At 73.2% G+C, this 20,626-nt stretch carries 14 protein-coding genes; 7 read left to right on the forward strand and 7 right to left on the reverse strand.

The features are described from left to right. Positions 1-313: 313 nt before the first annotated feature. Both GJ743_RS20280 and GJ743_RS17265 read right to left on the reverse strand, forming a co-directional pair. Positions 314-1,327, reverse strand: a complete 1,014-nt coding sequence (locus GJ743_RS20280; protein ID WP_196217044.1) for a copper chaperone — start codon at positions 1,325-1,327, stop codon at positions 314-316. 18 nt (positions 1,328-1,345) lie between these two features. Continuing rightward, complete coding sequence (locus GJ743_RS17265; RefSeq protein WP_155053144.1) at positions 1,346-3,328, reverse strand: tyrosinase family protein; 1,983 nt, start codon at positions 3,326-3,328, stop codon at positions 1,346-1,348. Between the two features lie 682 nt (positions 3,329-4,010). Between GJ743_RS17265 and GJ743_RS20285 the strand changes: the two genes are divergently transcribed. After that, positions 4,011-7,808 carry a rhamnogalacturonan lyase family protein gene (locus GJ743_RS20285; RefSeq protein ID WP_155053145.1) on the forward strand — a complete coding sequence of 1,266 codons (3,798 nt, stop codon included), beginning with the start codon at positions 4,011-4,013 and terminating at the stop codon, positions 7,806-7,808. Positions 7,809-8,101: 293 nt separating this feature from the next. Continuing rightward, a complete protein-coding gene (locus GJ743_RS17275) occupies positions 8,102-8,614 on the forward strand; it encodes a methylated-DNA--[protein]-cysteine S-methyltransferase (protein WP_155053146.1) in 513 nt (170 codons plus the stop codon). 277 nt (positions 8,615-8,891) lie between these two features. Here GJ743_RS17275 and GJ743_RS17280 read toward each other — a convergent pair whose 3' ends face one another. Beyond that, positions 8,892-10,652: a cytochrome b gene (locus GJ743_RS17280; RefSeq protein ID WP_155053147.1), complete on the reverse strand. Its 1,761-nt coding sequence runs from the start codon at positions 10,650-10,652 to the stop codon at positions 8,892-8,894. 290 nt (positions 10,653-10,942) lie between these two features. Between GJ743_RS17280 and GJ743_RS17285 the strand changes: the two genes are divergently transcribed. Together GJ743_RS17285 and GJ743_RS19800 are read left to right on the forward strand one after the other, a co-directional pair. Further along, complete coding sequence (locus GJ743_RS17285) at positions 10,943-11,383, forward strand: Hsp20/alpha crystallin family protein (protein ID WP_155053148.1); 441 nt, start codon at positions 10,943-10,945, stop codon at positions 11,381-11,383. Between the two features lie 243 nt (positions 11,384-11,626). After that, positions 11,627-13,168, forward strand: coding sequence for a hypothetical protein (locus GJ743_RS19800; RefSeq protein WP_230386885.1), 1,542 nt, complete (start codon positions 11,627-11,629; stop codon positions 13,166-13,168). A gap of 208 nt (positions 13,169-13,376) precedes the next feature. Here the strand turns inward: GJ743_RS19800 and GJ743_RS17295 are convergent, their stop codons facing one another. Together GJ743_RS17295 and GJ743_RS17300 are read right to left on the reverse strand one after the other, a co-directional pair. Further along, positions 13,377-13,793 carry a CBS domain-containing protein gene (locus tag GJ743_RS17295; protein ID WP_155053149.1) on the reverse strand — a complete coding sequence of 139 codons (417 nt, stop codon included), beginning with the start codon at positions 13,791-13,793 and terminating at the stop codon, positions 13,377-13,379. Between the two features lie 209 nt (positions 13,794-14,002). Continuing rightward, the gene (locus GJ743_RS17300) at positions 14,003-14,602 is read right to left on the reverse strand and encodes a TetR family transcriptional regulator (protein ID WP_196217045.1); all 600 of its coding nucleotides are present in this window, start codon (positions 14,600-14,602) and stop codon (positions 14,003-14,005) included. Between the two features lie 265 nt (positions 14,603-14,867). Between GJ743_RS17300 and GJ743_RS17305 the strand changes: the two genes are divergently transcribed. Both GJ743_RS17305 and GJ743_RS17310 read left to right on the forward strand, forming a co-directional pair. Further along, complete coding sequence (locus GJ743_RS17305) at positions 14,868-16,208, forward strand: NAD(P)/FAD-dependent oxidoreductase (RefSeq protein ID WP_155053238.1); 1,341 nt, start codon at positions 14,868-14,870, stop codon at positions 16,206-16,208. A 133-nt stretch (positions 16,209-16,341) separates the two neighbouring features. Then, entirely contained in the window at positions 16,342-16,761 is a 420-nt protein-coding gene (locus tag GJ743_RS17310; protein WP_155053151.1) for a cupin domain-containing protein, read from the forward strand. A 116-nt stretch (positions 16,762-16,877) separates the two neighbouring features. On the opposite strand, the gene GJ743_RS17315 is transcribed toward GJ743_RS17310, so the two are convergent. Further along, positions 16,878-17,816: a DUF1254 domain-containing protein gene (locus GJ743_RS17315; RefSeq protein WP_155053152.1), complete on the reverse strand. Its 939-nt coding sequence runs from the start codon at positions 17,814-17,816 to the stop codon at positions 16,878-16,880. Positions 17,817-17,985: 169 nt separating this feature from the next. On the opposite strand from GJ743_RS17315, the gene GJ743_RS17320 reads away from it, so the two are divergent. After that, positions 17,986-19,194 (forward strand): DUF2207 domain-containing protein, encoded by a 1,209-nt coding sequence (locus tag GJ743_RS17320; RefSeq protein ID WP_155053153.1) that lies wholly within the window; start codon positions 17,986-17,988, stop codon positions 19,192-19,194. A 37-nt stretch (positions 19,195-19,231) separates the two neighbouring features. Here the strand turns inward: GJ743_RS17320 and GJ743_RS17325 are convergent, their stop codons facing one another. Continuing rightward, positions 19,232-20,485, reverse strand: a complete 1,254-nt coding sequence (locus GJ743_RS17325) for an amidohydrolase family protein (protein ID WP_155053154.1) — start codon at positions 20,483-20,485, stop codon at positions 19,232-19,234. Positions 20,486-20,626 lie beyond the last annotated feature (141 nt).

Below are 20,626 nucleotides of genomic sequence, written 5' to 3' on the forward strand. Positions count from 1 at the left end.
CGATCGGCGTGGCGGCCGCGCCCGATCGCCCGATGGTTCCGTTCTCGAACGTGGTGGAAAGGTATTCCGCGTTCACTTCTCCACCTGGTTCGGATGAGTCCCCATGACGCGCGGCGCTCGCAGATCGGACCGCTGTGCGGGTTCGCAGGATGAGCCGCGCGATGCCCGCCGTGTGAATCCGCCGCGGGTTGACTCGTGTCGTCCTGCGTACTCGCCTTCGTCAAGCGAGGCGAGCGCGACCCCTGCGGCGGCAGGTGGTACGACGGTCATGGCGAGCGGATGCCACGGCCCCCGCGACGCGGACGTCGTGAGCTCATGCGAAGACGGCGGCCGCGGCGAGCAGCAGCCCGGCCGCGCTCGCCCACGCCCGGAGCTGCGTTCCGCGGCGCCAGAGCTTCTCGCCCGTGAGCAGCGCGGCGACGACGACGGTGGCGACGAGCGGATGTCCCGCCAGCGCCAGCACCGCCATGGCCGGGCCGCACGCGATCACGCACGTTCCCGCGTTCCGGAGGCCGAGCGCGGCGGCCGAGCCGTACGCCGCCGCACCTCGAAGCCGGATCGGTGCCGTTCGGCAGCAGCGCGCGAGCGCGTGGCGCTTGGCCGGGGTGAGTTCCCAGAGCGCGGCCGCGACGATCATGACGACGAGGGCGGCCCGCGGCGCGGGCCCGAGACCGGGCCTGGCTGCGAGACCGGTCGTGGCGATGGCGGCGCCGACGAGCGCGGCGCCGACGACCGCGGCGCCGACGACCGACCATGCCGCCAGGTAGGCGCCGACGAAGGTCGCGACCATCGGCGCGCGCCGGGCCGGGCGGCTCACGTCGGCGACGTACCGCACGAGCGGCAGGACCGTCGGGAGCATCATCGCCGCGACCATGAGGGTCCACATCGCGAGGGCCGGGGCGACCTCGGCGAGGCCCGCCGCGTCGGCGGCAGGGAGCGGCGAGGCCGCGGCATCCGCACCGGTACCTGTCGACGCGTCGGCGCGGGGTGAGCCGGCGCCGACCGGCGAGCCGAGTCCGGGCGGCGGATGCCGGTGACCCGGCGTTCCGCCCGAACCGGAGGTCGCATCCGTCGCGACCGCGATCGCGAACCACCCGATCCACGCCGTCGCGGCGACGCCGAGCACGGCGAGCTCCTCGCGCCGCAGTGCGCGCAGACCCGCGCCGAATCGTCCGAACGGCGCGTGCGCGCGGGGAGTCGTCGGCGCGCGGGATCGAGCGCCGGGCGCGCCGACACCGCGCGGCGCCGCATCGCCGAACCGGGCCGTCGCGCCCGCCGCGCGCGGCGCTGCACCGGCACCGCGCCTGGCAGCGCCGATCGCCCTCACGTCGAGACCCGACATCCGTCACCCCGCGAAGACGTCGATGCTGCCGATCGAGAGCTCCGGGTCGGGCGACCGGTCGGAGGCCTCGCCGCCGAGGCGGAGCGTCACGCGCGCGACCGACGGGTTCCAGGTGCCGGCCGCGATGAGGTCCTCGACGATCTCCGTGATCTCGAACGTGAACGACAGTCCGTGCTCGGAGTCGGGCTCGTCGGCCCGCTCGGCGCCGAAGGTCGGCAGCGTCGCGACGAACCTCGCCGCCTCGGGGTCGTCGCCATCGGGGTCGAGGTAGAGCGAGTAGATCCGGTCGGAGTTCCGCGTGACCGAAACGTGCTCGACGCGGATGAAGTACCGCGTGGGCGGCTCCGCAGGGCCCGCCTCCTCGTCTTCCGCGACGCCGAACGGACCGCGGTCGGCCGGCTCGCGCCGAACCGGCGGCGGGGGCGCGTCGAGCGGAAGCTCGAACGTCGGCGATTCGCCGCCGCTCAGGCGCAGCGTGCGGTCGAGTGCGCCGATGCGTTCGACGCGGCGCGGCTCCGGCTCGGGCAGGGGTTCGCGGCCGGGCTCGCGCGGCGGCTCGGCGGGGGGTCCGGCGGGCCCACCCGCCACGGGCCCACCCGCGTCGGGCGCGCGGCGCCGCGGCGCGGCATCCGCCCCGCCCTCGCCCTCGGCGACGCCGAAGCCGCCGCCGACCGGCTCGGGCGGCCCCGGCGGCACCGGCGCGCCGCCCGGCCCGACGGGCACGGGCACCGGCGCGAACACGCCCATGAGCGCGTCGACCCACTCGGGCTGCAGCACGCCGAGCACGAACACCGGCGCGGGCTTCGACAGGTCGGCGTACGCGTACCCGAGCGGCGCGGTGTCTGCCACGTCCGACGGATGCCACGGCTCGACGGCCCCGTCGAGCTCGAGGAAGGGGAACGGCTCGTCCAGGTACGCGGGCCGGATCTCGTCGCGGCCGACGCCCTGGGTCACACGCCACACCTCCCAGAGGCGGTCGATGTTGGCGTGATGCAGCCAGAAGACGGGGTCGCGGCCCGCGACCGCGGGGTTCAGCATGTTGCCGCCGACGGCGTTGTGCACCGCGTTGTGCGGCGAACGCTCGAGCTGGCCGGTGCCGCCCGCCGCCTGGTGGGTCGCTGGCGTGCGCTCGCCGCCGAACGTCGTGTTCGTGGCCGCGCTGAACGCGCCGCTGAAGGGCAGCGTGCGGTCGAGCCATCCGGATGTGTCGAGCGACGCCGGGTCGATCAGCGTGTCGACGAGCGTACGCGCCGGGTCGAACAACGCGTTCGGCGCGCCGTCGGGCCGGAGCGGCGTCCGGAACGGATGCGGCAGGAACGCCGTCGCCGGCCGGTGGTAGTTCCAGTAGGGCAGCGCCCAGGTCGCCTTCGTATCGTCGTCGACCTCGGGCAGGCCCGCGATCACGTCGATCAGGATCCGCTCGAAGTGCGCGAGGTAGATGCGGTGCCACGGCAGGAAGTACCACGTGCCGTGCTGGCAGTTCGCGAGGAGCGGGTCGCCGGTCGCGAACGGCGTGCCGTGCAGCGCCGCCTGGTAGTCCCAGCGCGCCGGGGCCGCCTGGCCCGGGTCGCGCAGGGCGGCCACCGCCCGCTCGTACGCATCGACGAACGGATGCCACGCGGCATCCGCCGTCGGCTGCAGCGCCCAGATGTCGTGCCGCACCCGCACCGTCGCGGGCGCCGGCTGCTCGGCCGCGAGCGCGATCGCGTCGAGGCGCTGCACGGTGAGCGGCCCCACGTCGGGGAACGGGTTCGGGACCCCGAGTTCCTCGACCTTGAAGCGGACGACCGCGGCCTCCGTCTCGTCGCCGTACTCGCCGTCGGCGCCGTGCAGCGGCAGCACGTCGGGCTGCCACAGGAGCAGCGCCTGCTGCACCTTGCCGACGGCCGGATCGAACCGGTTCCGCGTCTGCGAGATGCGGTCGGGCGCACCGCTCACGATCAGCTCGAGCAGGGCGTCGCCGGCGAACAACTGTGATGACAGCATGATGGGCCCCCGTTCCCTCATGCGGAGGCGGCGCGCGGCGCCCGGCGCGCCGCGGCGCGCTCCGATCGGGTGCAGGCTACTCCGACCGCGGGCAGGCCGGGTCCGGGGTGGCCCGGAGGGCGAGGCAGCGGTGGTCTGGCGAGCAGCGAATGGCGGCCCCGATCGGTCGTGCGTCCGCCGGGCGGCGGCGAAAACAGGATGAGCTGCGGGATGGCGGCTCTGGGGGGCCTATCGGCCGGCTGGTCCTGCGAATGCGATGGTGCTGCGGGGCGCTGGCTCGGCCGTGCGTCCGCCGGGCGGCGGCGAAAACAGGATGAGCTGCGGGATGGGGGCTGTGCGGGGCGCATCGGCCGGCTGGTCCTGCGAATGCGATGGTGCTGCGGGGCGCTGGCTCGGCCGTGCGTCGGCCGTGTGGCGGCGAAAACAGGATGAGCTGCGGGGTGGGGGCTCTGGGGGGCCTATCGGCCGGCTGGTCCTGCGAATGCGGGGGAGTCCTCGGCCGGGCACCTGCGCAGGCGTGCCGAGCCAGCCGACACGCGGCAGGAGTCAGCGACCCTTGACGGCATCGCCCCCGGCGCGCGAGGATTGACACGATTCAGCGGGAAATCGCTTTCCCAACGAACCGTGGCGAGCACGGACGCCGCGAACGCGAACACCCTAGACACCGATCGAAGGAGATCCAGTGGGTCCGAACGTTCGACGTGGCCGCGCGCGGCCACTCATCGCGGGGATCACCGGCGCGGCACTCGTCGCCGGCGCCGTCCTCACCACGACACCCGCCGCCGCGGCCGAAGGAGAGGTCGACCTCGCCTTCGACTTCGGCGGTCCGTCCACCCCGGTCGCCGCCGGCTGGACCGGCGTCAACCCCGGCACCGCCTACACCGCCGAACGCGGCTACGGCTTCACCACCGCGCCCGCCTCCAACGGATTCCGCGACCGCGGCGGCGACGACCTCATGGCACGCGACTTCACCATCGGCAACACGCAGGCCTTCGCGGTCGACGTGCCGAACGGCACCTACGAGGTCACGACCTGGGCGGGCGACCTCATCGCGGGCAACACCACGAACTTCGACGTCGAGGGCACCGCGTTCTCGGGTCCACGCACGTCGAGCGGCGCCATCCACGAGCAGTTCTTCGAGGCGATCGAGGTCGCCGACGGGCAGCTGAACATCCGCGTCCCTGGCGGCGACGGCCGCATCAACGGCATCCGCATCCAGACGCCGCTCGCGGCGCCGGCGGGCCTCGCGGCATCCGCCATCGACGCCGACGGCGACCTCTCGGTCACCCTCGACTGGCAGGGCGTGACGGATGCCACGGGCTACGCCGTCTTCCGCGCGGCGCCGGGTGGCGAGCTCGCCGAGCTCGCCCGGGTGGCGGATGGCGCGACCACCACGTTCACCGATGAGACCGTCGCGCTCGGCGAGACGTACGAGTACGCGGTCGCGACCGTGAAGGGCCAGCGCGTCTCGCGGCCGAGCGAGCCGATCGAGGCATCCGTCGTCGACCCGGATGTCGCGGTGCCCGCGACGCCGACCGGCATCGAGACGACCGCGATCGCGCGCGACGAGCTCACCATCGCGTGGAACGACCCGGGTGACGCGGTGCTGTGGAAGGTGTACCGGTCGACGCGCGAGGACATCCCGTTCGAGCAGGTCGCGACCGTCGACGAGCCGACGTTCACCGACGCCGACGTGCTCACGACGCGGCCGTACCTGTACCGGCTGGTCGCACTGAACGCGGGCGGCACGTCCGAGACGTCCGAGACGCACGCGACCGAGGTCGCGACGACGCTCGTGCGCCAGGCCGAGTACCTCGACCGCGCGCCGGTCGCGGTCGAGCTCGACGACGGCGAGGGCGTCTACGTCGGCTGGCGCCTGCTCGGCCTCGACGACCGCGACCTCGGCTTCACGGTCTACCGCGACGGCGAGCAGATCACGGATGAGCCCGTCACGGGCGCGACGAACCTCGTCGACCCCGACGGCACGGCCGACTCGACCTACCTCGTGACGGTCGACGTCGACGGCCGCGAGGTCTCGGTGACCGACGACTTCGGCGTGTGGAGCGACCAGTTCCTCGACGTGCCGCTCGACCGGCCCGCCGGCGGCACGACGCCCGCCGGACAGGCGTACACCTACTCGCCCGGCGACGCGAGCGTCGGCGACCTCGACGGCGACGGCGAGTACGAGCTCGTCTTCCAGTGGTACCCGTCGAACGCGAAGGACAACTCGCAGTCGGGCTACACCGGCAACGTCTACCTCGACGCGATCGAGCTCGACGGCACGAAGCTCTGGCGCATGGACCTCGGCGTGAACATCCGCGCCGGTGCGCACTACACGCAGTTCCAGGTCTTCGACCTCGACGGCGACGGCCGCGCCGAGGTGAGCTTCAAGACGGCGGATGGCACGGTCGACGGCACGGGCACCGTGATCGGCGACGCCGCAGCCGACTACCGCAACTCGAGCGGCTATGTGCTGAGCGGCCCCGAGTACCTCACGGTGTTCGACGGCGCGACCGGCGCCGCGCTCGACACGGTCGACTACCTGCCGGGTCGCGGCAACGTCGGCTCGTGGGGCGACACGTACGGCAACCGCGTCGACCGGTTCCTCGCGGGCGTCGGGTACTTCGACGGCGAGCGACCGAGCCTGCTGTTCACGCGGGGCTACTACACGCGTTCGGTGCTCGTGGCGTGGGACTTCCGCGACGGCGAGCTCGTCGAGCGCTGGACCTTCGACTCGAACGAAGCGGGCTCGTCGTACGAGGGGCAGGGCAACCACCAGCTCGTCACCGCCGACGTCGACCGCGACGGCCTCGACGAGGTCGTGTTCGGCGCCATGACGATCGACGACGACGGCACGCCGCTCTACAACACGCGGCTGTTCCACGGCGACGCGCTGCACGTCGGCGACCTCGACCCGGCACGCCCGGGCCAGGAGGTGTTCGGCGTGCACGAGTCGCCGAGCGGCAACGGCGGCATCATCGCATCGTTCCGCGACGGCGAGACGGGCGAGATCGTCTGGCAGACGAACGGCAACCGCGACACCGGCCGCGGCGCCGCCGCCGACATCGACCCGACGCATCCGGGCGCCGAGGCGTGGAGCGTCGGCGGCGACGCTGCGTGGAACTCGCCCGTCGGCTCGCTGAAGACGGCCGACGGGGAGGAGATCGCGACCGACATCCCGGCGGCGAACTTCGTCACCTGGTGGGACGGCGACCTCACTCGCGAGATCACCGACCACGACTACTCCGAGGCGGTCAGCGCGGGCGTGCCGACCATCTCGAAGTGGGATCCGGCCACGAACACCGAGGTCGAGCTGCTGCGCGCCGACGGCATGTACTCGAACAACACGACCAAGGGCACCCCGATGCTCCAGGCCGACCTGTTCGGCGACTGGCGCGAGGAGCTCGTGGTCCGGCACCAGTCCGGTGACGCCCTCCGCATTTACACGACGACGGATGTCACGGAGCACCGCATCCCGACGCTGATGCACGACTCGCAGTACCGGCAGGCCGTCGCGTGGCAGAACACGTCGTACAACCAGCCGCCGCACCCGTCGTTCTTCATCGGTGCGGGGATGGCGGAGCCGCCCATGCCGTCGATCGCATATGCGAACGCGCCGGCACCCGACGAGACCGCTCCGGCCATCGACGGACTGCCGTCCGGCACGGTCGTGGACAGCGACCCGCTGCAGCTGGCGATCACCGCCGACGACCCCGAGAGCGGCATCCGCTCGGTCTCGGTGACGATCGGCGGCGAGGCGGTCGCGCCCGACGCGACGGTCGACCTCGCGGAGTTCGGCCTCGCGGGCGAGGTGGAGGTCGTCGTGACGGCGACGAACCACGCCGGACTGGCGTCGTCGGCCTCGTCGACGCTGCTGGTCGTGCCCGACACGGGCGCGGCATCCGCCCCCGGCCGCGGCACGCTGTCGAACACGAGCGGCTGGGAGCACGGCCTGCACGACGGGAACTACGACGTCGTCATGAACCTGTGGTCGGGCACGCCGGGCAGCATCTTCCGGCTCTACGAGAACGGCGAGCTCGTGCTGACGCGCGTGCTCGACGCCTCGGGTGGGCTTCCGCAGACGACGGGGCTCACGGTCGAGGGCAAGCCGAACGGCACGTACGTCTACACGGGCGAGCTGATCAACGCGATCGGCACGACGGCGACGACGTCGACGACCGTGCAGGTGACGGATGCCGCTCCCGGCATACCCGTCGTCAGCCACGACAACGCTAACGGCAAGAAGTCGTCGTTCACCGTGACGGCCGACCTCTGGTGGGGCACGAACGCGACGTCGTACCGGTTCGAGCTCGACGGCGAGGTCGTGGGCTCGGGGTCGCTCGTCGCCGACACGCCGAACGCCCAGTCGGCGACGGTGCAGCTGACGGATGTCGCGCCCGGCGTGCACACGATCGTCGCCGTGTTCGCCAACGCGAACGGCGAGACGGCGTCGAAGCCGGTGAAGGTGACGGTGAAGTAGGCGGCGCCGCCGACCGCGCGTCGGCACCCTGCTGCATGAGGATCCGCCCGATGGGCGCCCTGACGGGCGCATCGGGCGGATTCTCATGCGCTGCTCGGGCCAGCGGCACCGTGTCTCCTGGCGCGTCGGCAACTGCTGCATGAGGATCCGGCGGATGGCCGCTCTCCCGGGCGCATCAGGCGGATTGTCATGCGCTGGACTGCGCCGCGCCGTTGCCTCTCCGCGGAGCGTCAGGTCCGATTCCCGCCGACGGATGGCGCGCTGCGGGAACACGGACGCGCGAGAATCGTCGCATGCCCCGCCGCCACGCCACGCTCCGCACGTCGCTCGGCGACCTGCTCGTGGTCGCCGACGCCGACGGGCTGGCCGGGCTGTACTTCCCGGGCCACTGGCATCCGCCCGCCGCCGACGCGCTCGGGGTCGAGGTCGACGCGCGCGGCGACGAGCTGTTCAGCCGGCTCGGCGCGGAGCTCGACGAGTACCTCGCGGGACGCCGCATCCGCTTCGACCTGCCGCTCGCGCCGACGGGCGACGACTTCCAGCACGCGGTGTGGCGGATGCTGCGCGAGATCCCGTACGGGTCGACGGTCACGTACGGCGAGCTCGCGCTGCGACTCGGCGACCGGAACCTCGCCAGGCGCGTGGGCGGGGCCGTCGGGCGGAACCCGATCAGCATCCTCGTGCCCTGCCATCGGGTCGTCGGTGCCGATGGCTCGCTCACCGGCTACGCCGGCGGCCTCGACCGCAAGCGGCGGCTGCTCGAGCTCGAGGGCGCGGAGGTCGTCGCGCAGCGGCGCCTGTTCTGAGGCGCGGGGCGGCGGCCGCGCGTCCGGACGGGCGCGGTCGGCGGCGGGTGCGCACGTTCGCAGGATGAGCTGCGTCATCCCCGTCTCTCGGGACCCATGGTGCGTCTGGTCCTGCGAACTCGTTCGGCGGATCGGCCCGCAGGGCCCGCCCGGGGGCGGCGGGTGCGCACGTTCGCAGGATGAGCTGCGTCATCCCCGGCTCTCGGGACCCATGGTGCGCCTGGTCCTGCGAACTCGCGCGGCGGTGGCTGGCACAGGAGCCCCGGCGCCGCCCCGGCTACGGCCGCCGAACCGCGCCGCCGACCGGCACCATCCGCGCGCCCGTCTCCGAGTCGATGCTGTCGGCGAGGTACCAGCGCGACAGGCGCACCTGGAGCCGCCGGGCGAGCGGGAGGCGGCCTCGTTCATCCGGGTGCAGGACGAGCAGGAAGCGGGGCTCGGGCCGCTCGATGCGCGCCCGCGCCTCGGCGGAGAGCGGCGCGTGCACCTCGACGTACTCGCCGCCGGGCAGGCGAACGATGCGTCCGGTCTCGTAGCCGTGCAGCACCGCGTCGCGGTCCTTCCGCTGCAGCCCGAGGCACACGCGTCGTGCCGCGGCGAACCCGATGACCGGGCCGAGCGGGAGCGTCACCTGCAGCGCCGTGATCACGCCCTCGAGCGTCACCGAGAACTGCGTGGCGATGAGGTCGGCGCTGCCGGCCGCCCACAAGGTGCAGTAGAACACGATCGCGGCCACGCCGATGCCGGTGCGCGTGGGCGTGGTGCGCGGACGCTCGAGCAGGTGGTGCTCGCGGCGGTCGCCGGTCGCCCACGCCTCGAGGAACGGGTAGACGAGGATCGCGACCAGGAACGCCGTGACGACCGCGAGCGGCACGAGCAGGGCGAGCGTCCAGGTGCGGTCGAAGAGCACGATCTCCCACCCGGATGGCGCGAGCCGCAGCGCCCCGTCGAGGAACCCGGTGTACCAGTCGGGTTGGCTGCCCGCGCCCGCGTTGCCGGGGTCGGCCGGGCCGTAGAGCCAGATGGGGTTCACGGTGACCGTCGCCGAGATGACGAGGAGCACGCCCGTCACGAGCGCGAGAAGTCCGCCGGCGCGCGCCGCGGCGTTCGGCCACAGCGGCACGCCGACCAGACGATTCGGAGAGGGAGTTCCTGCTTCAGAGGTGGGAGAAAGGTGGTCCGGGGATACGTTTCTCCCACCGGTCGACGGTCGATGCTCTTCCGCACGCGCGCCTGCCGCGCCCGGGAACTGCACCGGCCCGACCCGCCACGCGGCGAACGCGCGCAGCGCGACGAGCCCGATCAGCACCGCCGGCACGATCACGACGTGCAGCGGGTAGAGGTTCGCGATGACCTCGCCGGGGAAAGAGCCGCCGAAGAGCAGCGACGCCAGCCACGTGCCGACGACCGGGATGCCGAGCGCGATGCCCTCGGTGATGCGCAGCCCCGTGCCCGAGAGCAGGTCGTCGGGCAGCGCGTAGCCGCTCCATCCGCCCGCAAGCGCCGCGACGAAGATCAGGAACAGCAGCACCCACATTCCGCGACGCGGCTTCCGGAACGCCCCGGTGAAGAACGTCGTCACGAGTTGCATGATGATCGCCGCGGGCAGCAGCAGCCCCGCCCAATGGTGCGCCTGCCGGACGAGCAGCCCGCCCGGGATCTCGAACGTGATCCGCATCGTCGACGCGAACGCGTGCGAGACCTCGGCGCCGCGCAGCGGCGCGTACGCGCCGTCGTACGTGGTGGTCGCGCTCGACGGCGTGTACCAGAACATGAGCAGGATGCCGGTGACGGTGAGCACCACGAGGCAGGCGACGGTCACCACGCCGAACAGGTTCGTCCAGTGCTGCGGCACCGGCCGGCGCGCGAGGTCGGCGCGGATGTCACCGAGCCGCCGCCCGAAGAGGGTGGCGCGTGACATCCGCTCGCCGACCCGGTCGGTCAGGGATGGCCGGCCCGGACGGGCGCCGGAGGGGCGGGCGTCGGGTCCGTCGTGGCCGCGGGTGGCGATCTCGGTGCTCGGAGCCGGGGTGCGCATGGATGCCTCCTCGTGAGTGGCTTCACACATACGACCCCGCAGGGCGCTCGAATGTGACATCCGCTGGTCGGAAGCGGTACATGCATGAGGATCCGGGTCAGAGGCGCTCCAGGCGCCCCGAATCCCGGATCCTCATGCACGAGAGCTCGGACCGGTGGGCGCGCCGCCGCCGTGATCGCCCTCGGCGAACGACGGGCCCAAAGTCTTAGCACTCTCGTGAGTCGAGTGCTAATCTCTGAACAAGTTGAGCCAAGGTGACTCAACTCCAGATCTCACGAGAGGAGACGCTCATGGCAATGAGCTGGGACCCGTTCCGCGACCTCGACCGTCTCGCGGCGAGCATGATCGATTCGAGCCGGGGGCCGCGGATGATGCCGATCGACCTGCACCGCGACGGCGACCACTACGTCCTGTCCGCCGACCTGCCCGGGGTCGACCCCGGCTCGATCGACATCGACGTCGACGGCCAGCTGATGACCATCCGCGCCGAGCGCACCCTGCGCAACGACGAGAACGTCCGCTGGCTCGTGCACGAGCGGCCGAGCGGGTCGTTCCTGCGCCAGCTCACCCTCGGCGAGGGCATCGACACCACCGGCATCAGCGCGCACTACGACAACGGCGTGCTGAGCGTGATCATCCCGGTGTCCGAGCGCGCGAAGCCGCGCAAGGTCGAGGTGCGGTCCGCGGCAGACGACGTCGTGACGCCCGAGGTCACCTCCAGCGGGAGCTGACGCGGCGCGCCCGGCGGGCTTCGGCGGGTGAACGGCATGGGCGGGGCGGATGCTGCGGCATCCGCCCCGCTGCGGCGTTCGCACGAGTTCGCCGAATCGCGGGCGAGGGGCAGCGGAGAATCGGGCGAAGCCGTACGATCGGCGTACGCGCGAGCCCGCGCCGCCGACCACCCCCGAACGCCGACCCAGCGACGCCCAGCAGTTCCGCCGAGACGACGCCCCCGATCCCCTCGGAGCACCCCGTTGAGAGCCCCCGCCGATGACGAGCCCATGCCCGACTTCGGCGAGCCCGGCGACCGGCAGTCCGACGGTCGCCGCCCGGGTGAGACCCCGGCCGCCGACGACAGCGCGCTCGAGCGCGACCGCTGGGCCATGCGCGCGAGCGCGCACCCCGGGCGGCGGCCGCGCCGCCGGGCCGCGACGCTCGCGTTCGACGCGCCCGAGCACCAGGACCCCGATCGGCGCCGGTACTTCCTGAGCTCGCTGCAGCCGAGCGGCGACTACGAGGCCGTCATCGTCGCCATCACCGACGGAGCGAGCCGCCGGTACTTCAGCTCGCGCGACGGCTCCCACTTCATCGAGGTCGACGAGCTCTCGTTCGAGCAGCGTCGCAAGAGCGGCTCGCGCTCGATGCTCGAGATCGGCGAGCACGAACTGCGCGAGCTCGAGGGCGCCCTGATCTTCGTGCGACCGCTCGACGGTCGTGACCCGATCGCCGAGGTCGCCGCCGCGAGGAAGGCGTCGCTCGAGGCGACCCGCCCGATGGCGATCGTGTCCGTCGCGCCGCCCGGGGTGGAGGCGGCCGATGCGACGACCGACGACATGGCGGGAGCGGCGCCCGAGGACGACCTCGACGCGACGCCCGAGCACGACGACGTCGCGACGCCCGAGCACGACGACGCCGCGACGCCCGGGCTGGGTGTCGACGGGACGTCGGCCGAGGCCGCGTCATCCGCGGCGCAGGGCGTCGAACCGGTCGTTCCGGCCGAATCGGGGGCGGATGCCGCGGCCGACGACCCCGCGGACGGCATCGCCCTGCTCTGGGCGGATGACCCGGCCGCACCCGTCCCCGGGGCGTCCGAACCCGGGGTGCCGGGGCCGCGTCGGTCGACCTTCGAGCCGGTTCCCCCGTGCGCTCCGGCGGATCCGGAGTCGAGCGACGTCTCCGAGGCATCCGTCGATCACGTCGTCGACCCGATCGGGCCCCCGCCCCTCCCTCTGGACCGGACCGAGTCCGTCGACCACGTGAAGCCGGATGCCGAGCCGCTGCGAGCGCCGGGACCGGAACCGCTGCCGGCGCCCGCGCCGGCCGCTCACCGTTCGACCGCACCGCTCTCACCGCTCGACGCCGTCGCGCAGGTGGCGCTCGCGAAGGGCATCGCGTTCGCCGCGCACCGCGGGCAGCTCGACAAGAGCGGCACGCCGTACATCGACCATCCGGGCCGCATCGCCGAGCGGTTCGATCCGGTGACCGACCCGATCGCTGCGGCGGCCGCGTGGCTGCACGACGTGCTCGAGGACACCCCGCTCACCTCGCGCGAGCTGTTCGAGGCCGGCGTGCTGATCGAGATCGTCGGCGTCGTCGAGCTCCTGACCCGCCGACCCGAGGTCGCGCCCGACGAGTACTACGCGCGCATCCGGCGCCACCCGGTCGCGTTGCGCGTCAAGCTCGCCGACATCGACGACAACACCGCGCCGTGGCGGCTGCGCCGCCTGGAGTTCGCCAAGCAGCAGCGCCTCGCCGAGAAGTACCGGCACGCGCGCCGCGCGCTCGGCGCGGAGTGATCCGGGCCCGGCCGAGTCGACGCCGGGACCTTCGACCCGCGCGGCGCGGGCCGACACGCGAGTAGCGTGTGGCCCGCGTCCGGCCGAGCCGTGAGACAAGAGCGGGAGCACCGGGTTTCAGGCGGCCTTCCCTTCGGGGCATGCGCCAAGCAGAGCACGGCTGGTCCCACCCGCCGCCGAACGCCGCTTCGCGCTGCTGCGCGCGCGGTCACGGGACCGAGATCTCCTCGACGGTTCGGCCCGTCGCGATCTCGGGCAGCGTCCGGGCGATGTCCGCCTGGGCGATGATCCCCACGAGGTCGTGCCCGTCGATGACGGGCAGCCGGCGGATCTGATGGTGCTGCATCATCTGCAGCGCCTCGCGGATGTCGTCGTCGGCGCCGACGGTCACGGGCGTGCCCTCGGCGAGGCTTCCCGCGGTCATGCGGCCCGGGTCGGCACCTTCGGCGAGGCACTTCACGACGATGTCGCGGTCGGTAAGCATGCCCTTCAGCCTCGAGTCGTTGCCGCAGATCGGCATCGACCCGATGTCGAGGTCGCGCATGATCCGCGCCGCCTCGATGAGGTTCTGGTCCTCGTTCACGCAGGTCGGGTCGGTGCTCATGATGTCGCGTGCCACGGTCATGTCTTCGTCCCTTCCACGATCGACGATCGCGATCGTCCGGGCAGGCTACGCGGCGACCCGCGACGCGGCACGGGGGTTGACGATCAGGTCGCTCGCGCGCACCATGGCCGGCGCCCGCGAGTCCCGTCGAATGGCGACCAGTGCCGCCGTTTCGCGGGACTCGCGTCCAGCGGTGCGGCGCGGCGCCCCGGCGCGGCGTGAAGCGCGCGTCAGGCGGATGTCGCGGCATCCGCCCGATCGAAGACGAGCACGCGCAGCAGCAGTTCGAGCGAGTGCTGCACGCGGTCGTCGGGCCAGCCCTCCGGGTCCTCGACGGACTTCACCTCGTAGCCGCGGCAGTAGAGGTAGAGGATGTCGGCGATGCGAGCGGCCTCGGCGCGGTCGGCGGCGCGGGCGCCCTCGAGGAACGAGGCGTACGTGGCATCCGTCACCGACCGCAGCAGGTGGTACGCGCGGTCGTGGCCGGCGCGGACGTCGGCGATGACCTCGATCCAGAGGCTGCGGAACACCGATTCCTCGGGGGACGACGTGCACATCCAGCGAGTGAGCGCCGCGAGCCGCTCGACGCCGAGGAGCCCCCCGAGCTCGTCGCGGCGCTCGTCGTCCCATCGGGAGCGGGCGAGTTCGAGCGCGTTCGCCATGAGCTCGGCGCGGCTCGGCACGAAGTGTGTGATGAACGCGGTGGACCGTCCGAGTCGCTCGGCGACCGCGCGCAGGGTCACCGCGTGCGTGCCGCGCTCCCGGGCGACGGTGACGGTGGCTCGCGCGATCTCGGCGAGGCGTTCGGCGGTGTCGACTTCGGCCGGCAACGGCGGCTCCCTTCGGCCTGGGCGGATGCCGCGGGGTGCGCGGCGCACGTTGGGGTGCGGGGTCTCGGCCCGACGCCGGTACGAGCGCGGGGCGGGTGCCGCGACATCCGCTCGTTGACATCTCGACTGGCCCCACACTAACGTCGCTGCAGGCGTTGTCAAACACTGTTTGAAAAAAGATGGAGGGCGCGTGGCCGCGAACAGCGAGGTCGTGCACGGCGGGGTCGCCGGCCGTGGAGTCGTCAACGGCGGCATCTCGTTCTGGATGCAGCAGGTCGGCGTGCCCGCCGAGCGCCCGCCGCTCCAGGGCGACCTCGAGGTCGACGTCGCGATCGTCGGCGGCGGCTACACCGGGCTGTGGACGGCGTACTACCTCAAGCGCGACCAGCCCGACCTGCGCATCGCGGTGCTCGAGCAGCGCTTCGCCGGGTTCGGCGCGTCGGGCCGCAACGGCGGATGGCTCACCAACTCGGTCACGGGCGGACGCGAGCAGTACGCGAAGGGCCATGGACGCGACGCCGCGATCGCGCAGCAGCGCGCCCTGAACGAGAGCGTCGACGAGGTGATCCGGGTCGCGGCCGCGGAGGGCATCGACGCCGGCATCCACAAGGGCGGCGAGCTCGAGGTGGCCACTGCGCCGGCTCAGCTCGCGCGCCTGCGCGCCGCGGCGGCGGCCGAGCGCGAGTGGCCCGCGACCGACGTCGAGGAACTCGACGCGCGCGAGACCGCCGCTCGCGTGAACGTGGCCGGCGTACTCGGCGGGCTGTGGCATCCGCACTGCGCCAGAGTGCACCCCGCGAAGCTCGCGCTCGGGCTCGCCGCGACCGTCGAGCGGCTCGGCGTGAGCATCTACGAGGGCACGCGCGTCACCGAGATCGCGCCCGGCGAGGCACGTACCGAGCACGGCACCGTGCGCGCGGCGCACGTGCTCCGCGCGACCGAGGGCTTCACGCCGAACCTGCGCGGTGAACACCGCACGTGGCTTCCCATGAACTCGTCGATGATCGTGACCGAGCCGCTCGCGGCATCCGTCTGGGAGGAGATCGGCTGGAACGGCCGCGAGACCCTCGGCGACTTCGCGCACGTCTACATGTACGCCCAGCGCACCGCCGACGACCGCATCGCGTTCGGCGGACGCGGCGTGCCCTACCGCTACGGCTCGCGCGTCGACGTGGACGGCGCGACGCAGCCGCGCACGATCGAGAGCCTCACCGAACTGCTGCGCCGGTACTTCCCGATGGCGACGGATGCCGCGATCGAGCACGCCTGGGCCGGAGTGCTCGGCGTTCCGCGCGACTGGGCCGCGACCGTGGGCCTCGATCGGGCGACCGGGCTCGGCTGGGCCGGCGGCTACGTCGGCACGGGCGTCACCGCCACGAACCTCGCCGGGCGCACGCTCCGCGACCTCGTGCTCGGCCGCGACACCGAGCTCACTCGCCTGCCGTGGGTGAACCACCGCGCCAAGCGCTGGGAGGTCGAGCCGCTCCGGTGGCTCGCCGTGCAGTCGATCTACACCGCGTACCACGCGGCCGACCGTGCCGAATTGCGCGGGCGCCCGACGACCTCGCCCATCGCGAAGGTCGCCGGCTTCGTCGCCGGCCGCTGAGACCTCATCCCGCCCGCCGAACCCGCTGCCGCGCGGCGCCGCGTCGGTCAGTGCGCATGAGAATCCGGCGATGGGGCCGCGTGGCGGCCCCATCGCCGGATCTTCATGCGCGGATCCACTCAGAAGGGAACCCATGTCCGAGACTCCTGAATCGAAGGACCGAACGGATGCCGCGGCATCCGCCGTGCCGGCGCCGGCGCCGACCGCCGTGCCGACCATCGCCTCGCTGCGCCCGCTCGACCGCGATCTCCCCACCCTCGCGCCCAAGCCGACCGCGCTCACCCACGGCCTCCTCGAGGCGAGCGCCTCGATCTGGGCGGCCGCCGGCCTCGACGTCGGGTACTGGGAGTGCACGCCCGGCCGCTTCACCGCGGTCCGCGACGGCTACACCGAGGTCTGCCAGCTACTCGCCGGGCGCGTCACGATCGAGGTCGACGGCGAGCCGCCCGTGACACTCGTCGCGGGCGACACCCTGGTGATGCCGAGCGGATGGCGCGGTGTGTGGGACGTGCACGAGCACGTCCGCAAGCTGTACGTGATCGTCGACGACTGAGCGCTCCCGCTCTGCACACCGCCGCATGAGAATCCGCCCGATGCGCGCCTGGGCGGCGCCACCGGGCGGATTCTCATGCGCGACGCGACCCGCGGGTGCGACCCGCGGGCCGGCGCTCAGGCCGGGGCGACCTCGGGGAACGTCCACGTCCCGTCGACGACCTCGGGGCGCGGGCGGTAGAGCCGCACGATGTAGTTCCAGCCGTCCATGAGGCCGATGCGGTTCGGCCGGCCGTCGTCGGGGCCGCCGAAGTTCACGGTCGTCGAGCCGTCGTCGTTCGGGGTCGCCGTGACGGAGTTCACGCTCACGAGGCCGTCGGTCGCCTCCATGAAGCCGTCCGCGTTGTAGACCGTCACCGACCAGAACGCGTCGACGGGCACGTCGCGCACCGTCAACGCGTACGCGCCGACCGGCAGCTTCGGCTCGACGTTGACGTAGAACGCTTCCGACGACGGCAGGCCGCCCCAGCCGGCGGCGGTGCCGAGCAGGTGGTGCACGGGGTCGACCTCGTCGGCGCGGCCGAACGCGCGGGCGAAGCCCGAGACGCCGCGCGCGAGCGCGAGCAGCGCGTTCCGGGTCTCGGTGAACGACGTGTCGTCGTACTCGGGCAGCGGGAACGGCCCGCCATCCGGCGCGTCGAGCACGAATGCGTCCTGCAGGGCGTTGACGGCCGCGACATCCGCCTCGTCGTCTGGGTTCACGAGCAGCCGCGGCACGACCACGACCCACTGCGTGCCGAGCTCGTCGGCGTGCAGGCGGTGCTCGCCCGGCTCGCGCAGCACGACCGGGATGTAGTGGTCCTGGTTCACGACCATGACCGACAGGTAGCGGTCGCCGGCGTCGGGGATCGTGATGCTCGCGCCGTCGGAGACGTCGATCACCGCCATGCTGTACAGCGTGTCGCGGTTCTGCCGGATCACCGGCTGGTTCTCGAGCGGCGTCGGGACGCGGTTGTGCACCCACTTCCCGGTTCCGCCCGCCTGTCCGGAGAGCGCCGCGAACATGCGGTTCGTCTCGGCGCGTGCGAAGTCATCGACGTTCACGTGTTCGGCCATCGCCTGGTTCCCCCTGATCCACTGACGGTCGGGCTCAGCCTAGGGGCGGGGCGGATGCCGCGGAAGGACCTCGGGCCCGATCCCCGTCACGGCCCGTGGTGCCCGAGCGCCCGCAGGGAGTACCGTGCGAACCAGCGGCGCATGGTCGCGCCGAGGCGGGAGCGTTGACATGGACCTCGCTGCGTCGGGTGGGAGCGGGCTCGGGCTCGCTCTGCTGCCGATCATCGCCCTCGGGGCGTCGCTCGTCGCGGCCGCGGCGGTCGGATCGCTCATCGTCGCCTGGCTCCAGAAGCCGCGCGACACGGCGGACCCGTCGATCGTCGACCCGGAGACCGTCGGGCTGCTTCCCGTCGCGTTCGTGTCCGGTTCCACCTCCAATCGCTGGCTCGCTGCCGCCGTCGTCGAGCTCGCACTCCAGGGCGCGATCACGTTCGACGACCGCCGGTCGGCGACGACCGATCCGGACCCGCTCGAGTCGGCGCGCGGCATCCGTCTCGTCTACTCCTCCGACCTCCCGTCGACGCGGGCGGACGCGCCGTCGGAGGTGCCGGCCGACCTCGTGATCGGCGTGTTCGAGCCAGGGAGCACCGGGACGGCGTCGGTCGTCGCGCACGGCGCCGTCGTACCGGTCGATCGCGTCGTGAAGCGCAACGCCGCGCTGCAATGGGCGACGCGTCGCCGGTTCGTTGAGGCGGCCGAGCGCTACCGCGAGCCGCGCCCGGGCGCGCGGCTCCGTCTCGCGTCCTTCGCCGGCGTCTTCGGGATCCTGCTCGGGTTCCTCGCGCAGTTCACGGGGCAGGGGGCGGATGACTCGATCGCCTGGACCGCGCTCGGCATCGCGGTCGTCTCGCTCGGCGTCCGGGCCGTGCTGCCCCGTTGGATCCCCCTGAACGCGTCCGGGCTCGAGTTGCGCTCGCGGGCGCAGCTCCTCCGCGAGAGGGTGGCGAGCGCCGACCTGCGCGATGCGTCGGTCGCCCGTGCCGAGCTGCCGTGGGCCGTGCTCTTCGGCCTGGACGAGGTCATCGCGCGGGCCGCCGAGTCGCTCGCCCGGCGCGGCGCCGAGCTCACGTGGTACGCCTCGACCGAGCCGACCACGCCCGCCAGGGTCGCGTCCGGCCTGCAGGCGGCCGCCGCGGCCCTCGTGCAGCCGATCACGGTCGGCGGCCGCGACGACGGACGCTTCGGCGTCCCGCTCATCGACCAGTACCGGCTGAAGACCGACTTCGGCTACTTCGGCGACGGACGCGCGGGCGGCGGGATGATCTACGGCGACGCGGCCGGCGGTGGGGGCTTCGACGGCGGGGGCATGGGGGGCCTCGACTACGGCGGGTTCGACGCCGGTGGTGGGGGAGGCGACGGCGGCGGGGGTGGCCCGTAGGGCGCGGCCGGTCGCCCTGCAACGGTCGCGCTCGTGATCACCGGCTCACGAACCGCCGCCGGTAGACCCGCTCGGCGTTCCGCCACGCGATGCCCTCGGCGACGCGGGTCGCCTCGTCGACCGGCCAGCCGTGCGCGGTGACGTACCCGCCGAGCACGCGCCCCGCGGCATCCCGCCACAGGCGTGCACCGAGCAGCACGCGCTCGGGCACGCCCCACGCGTCGGTCGAGAACAGCACGCGCGAGAACGGCGCGAGGTCGAGCGACTCGCGCACGACCGAGTCGGCGTTCGCCCCGAGGAAGCCGACCGCGAGCCCGACGTCGAGGAACACGTGCGGGAACACGTGCGCGAGCCAGCCCGCCTCGCGCACGTACGGGTAGCAGTGCAGGAACGCGATGCGCCCGCCCGTGCCCGCCGTCGCCGCGACGAGAGCCTGCATGCGAGCGGGATTCGACCCCTCGAGCACGAGGTCGGCATCGCCGAACCCGGCGTGCACCTGCAACACCGCGCCGCGCTCGAGCGCCCACCAGATGAGATGGCGCGTGATCGTCGGGTCGGTGAGGCGAGGGCGAGCGGATGCCGCGTGGCCGGCGTGCGGCGCGTCGTCGACGGATGCCGCGTGGCCGCCGTGCGGAGCGTCGTCGACGGATCCGGCCGGGCCGACGGATGCCTCGTGCGCGCGCCACTCGGCGAACCACGCGTCGGCCGCCGAGCGCACGTCCACGTTCGTCGGCCGCGCCGGGTCGAGCTCGAGCCCGCACCGGTGCGCGGCGACGGTCTTGAACGCGACCGCCTCGGCGGCCGCCGCGTCGAGCGCCGGCCCCAGTCGCTCGACGAACTCAGCGCCCGACGCGCACTGCGCGAGCACGGCCTCGGCGATGGTCTCGAGCCGGGCGACGCGGTGGATCGGCGCGGCGGCGAGCCGCGCCATCCGCTCGTCTGACATCAGGAGGTCGGGCCGATGCCCGTCGTCGACGAGGTACGCGGCGATGCCGGACGCCCGGAGGAGCCGGCGGGCGACCTCGTCGGCCTCGAGCGCGCGGCGCGCGGCGAGGTAGTCGGCTGGGCTCGCGAACGGCGCGAGCCCGAGGATCGGCGCGCAGTGCCGCCGCAGCGCGAAGCCCTGCGCGCTGTCGAACACGTCGGCGGGCGGCGCCGCGTGGCCCGCCTGCGTGAGCGCGGCGAGCAGGGCGGCCTCGGACGGGTCGGGCAGCATGCCGTGAACGTGGTGGTCGACGAGCGGCATCCGCTCGATCGCCTCGGCCAGGTGCTGCACGCTCTCCGCGCCCATGCCGCGATCCTCTCGCGATCGGGCCGCCGCGGGAACCTGGCGTGTACCTGTCGTGAATCCTCGTGCATGAGAATCCGGCCGATGCCTGCTCGGGCGGGCCCTCCGCCCGGATCTTCATGCACGACGGATCGGGGGCCGCAC

The sequence above is a fragment of the Agromyces bracchium genome (assembly GCF_009709675.1).
In the GTDB taxonomy this organism is placed as follows: domain Bacteria; phylum Actinomycetota; class Actinomycetes; order Actinomycetales; family Microbacteriaceae; genus Agromyces; species Agromyces bracchium.

Bases quoted from the DNA above. Each gene is read 5' to 3' on its own strand.
- GJ743_RS17280 (WP_155053147.1), bottom strand. From the start codon at position 10,652: ATGCGCACCCCGGCTCCGAGCACCGAGATCGCCACCCGCGGCCACGAC.
- GJ743_RS17285 (WP_155053148.1), top strand. From the start codon at position 10,943: ATGGCAATGAGCTGGGACCCGTTCCGCGACCTCGACCGTCTCGCGGCG.
- GJ743_RS17320 (WP_155053153.1), top strand. From the start codon at position 17,986: ATGGACCTCGCTGCGTCGGGTGGGAGCGGGCTCGGGCTCGCTCTGCTG.
- GJ743_RS17265 (WP_155053144.1), bottom strand. From the start codon at position 3,328: ATGCTGTCATCACAGTTGTTCGCCGGCGACGCCCTGCTCGAGCTGATC.
- GJ743_RS17295 (WP_155053149.1), bottom strand. From the start codon at position 13,793: ATGACCGTGGCACGCGACATCATGAGCACCGACCCGACCTGCGTGAAC.
- GJ743_RS17315 (WP_155053152.1), bottom strand. From the start codon at position 17,816: ATGGCCGAACACGTGAACGTCGATGACTTCGCACGCGCCGAGACGAAC.
- GJ743_RS17325 (WP_155053154.1), bottom strand. From the start codon at position 20,485: ATGGGCGCGGAGAGCGTGCAGCACCTGGCCGAGGCGATCGAGCGGATG.
- GJ743_RS17305 (WP_155053238.1), top strand. From the start codon at position 14,868: ATGCAGCAGGTCGGCGTGCCCGCCGAGCGCCCGCCGCTCCAGGGCGAC.
- GJ743_RS17310 (WP_155053151.1), top strand. From the start codon at position 16,342: ATGTCCGAGACTCCTGAATCGAAGGACCGAACGGATGCCGCGGCATCC.
- GJ743_RS17275 (WP_155053146.1), top strand. From the start codon at position 8,102: ATGCCCCGCCGCCACGCCACGCTCCGCACGTCGCTCGGCGACCTGCTC.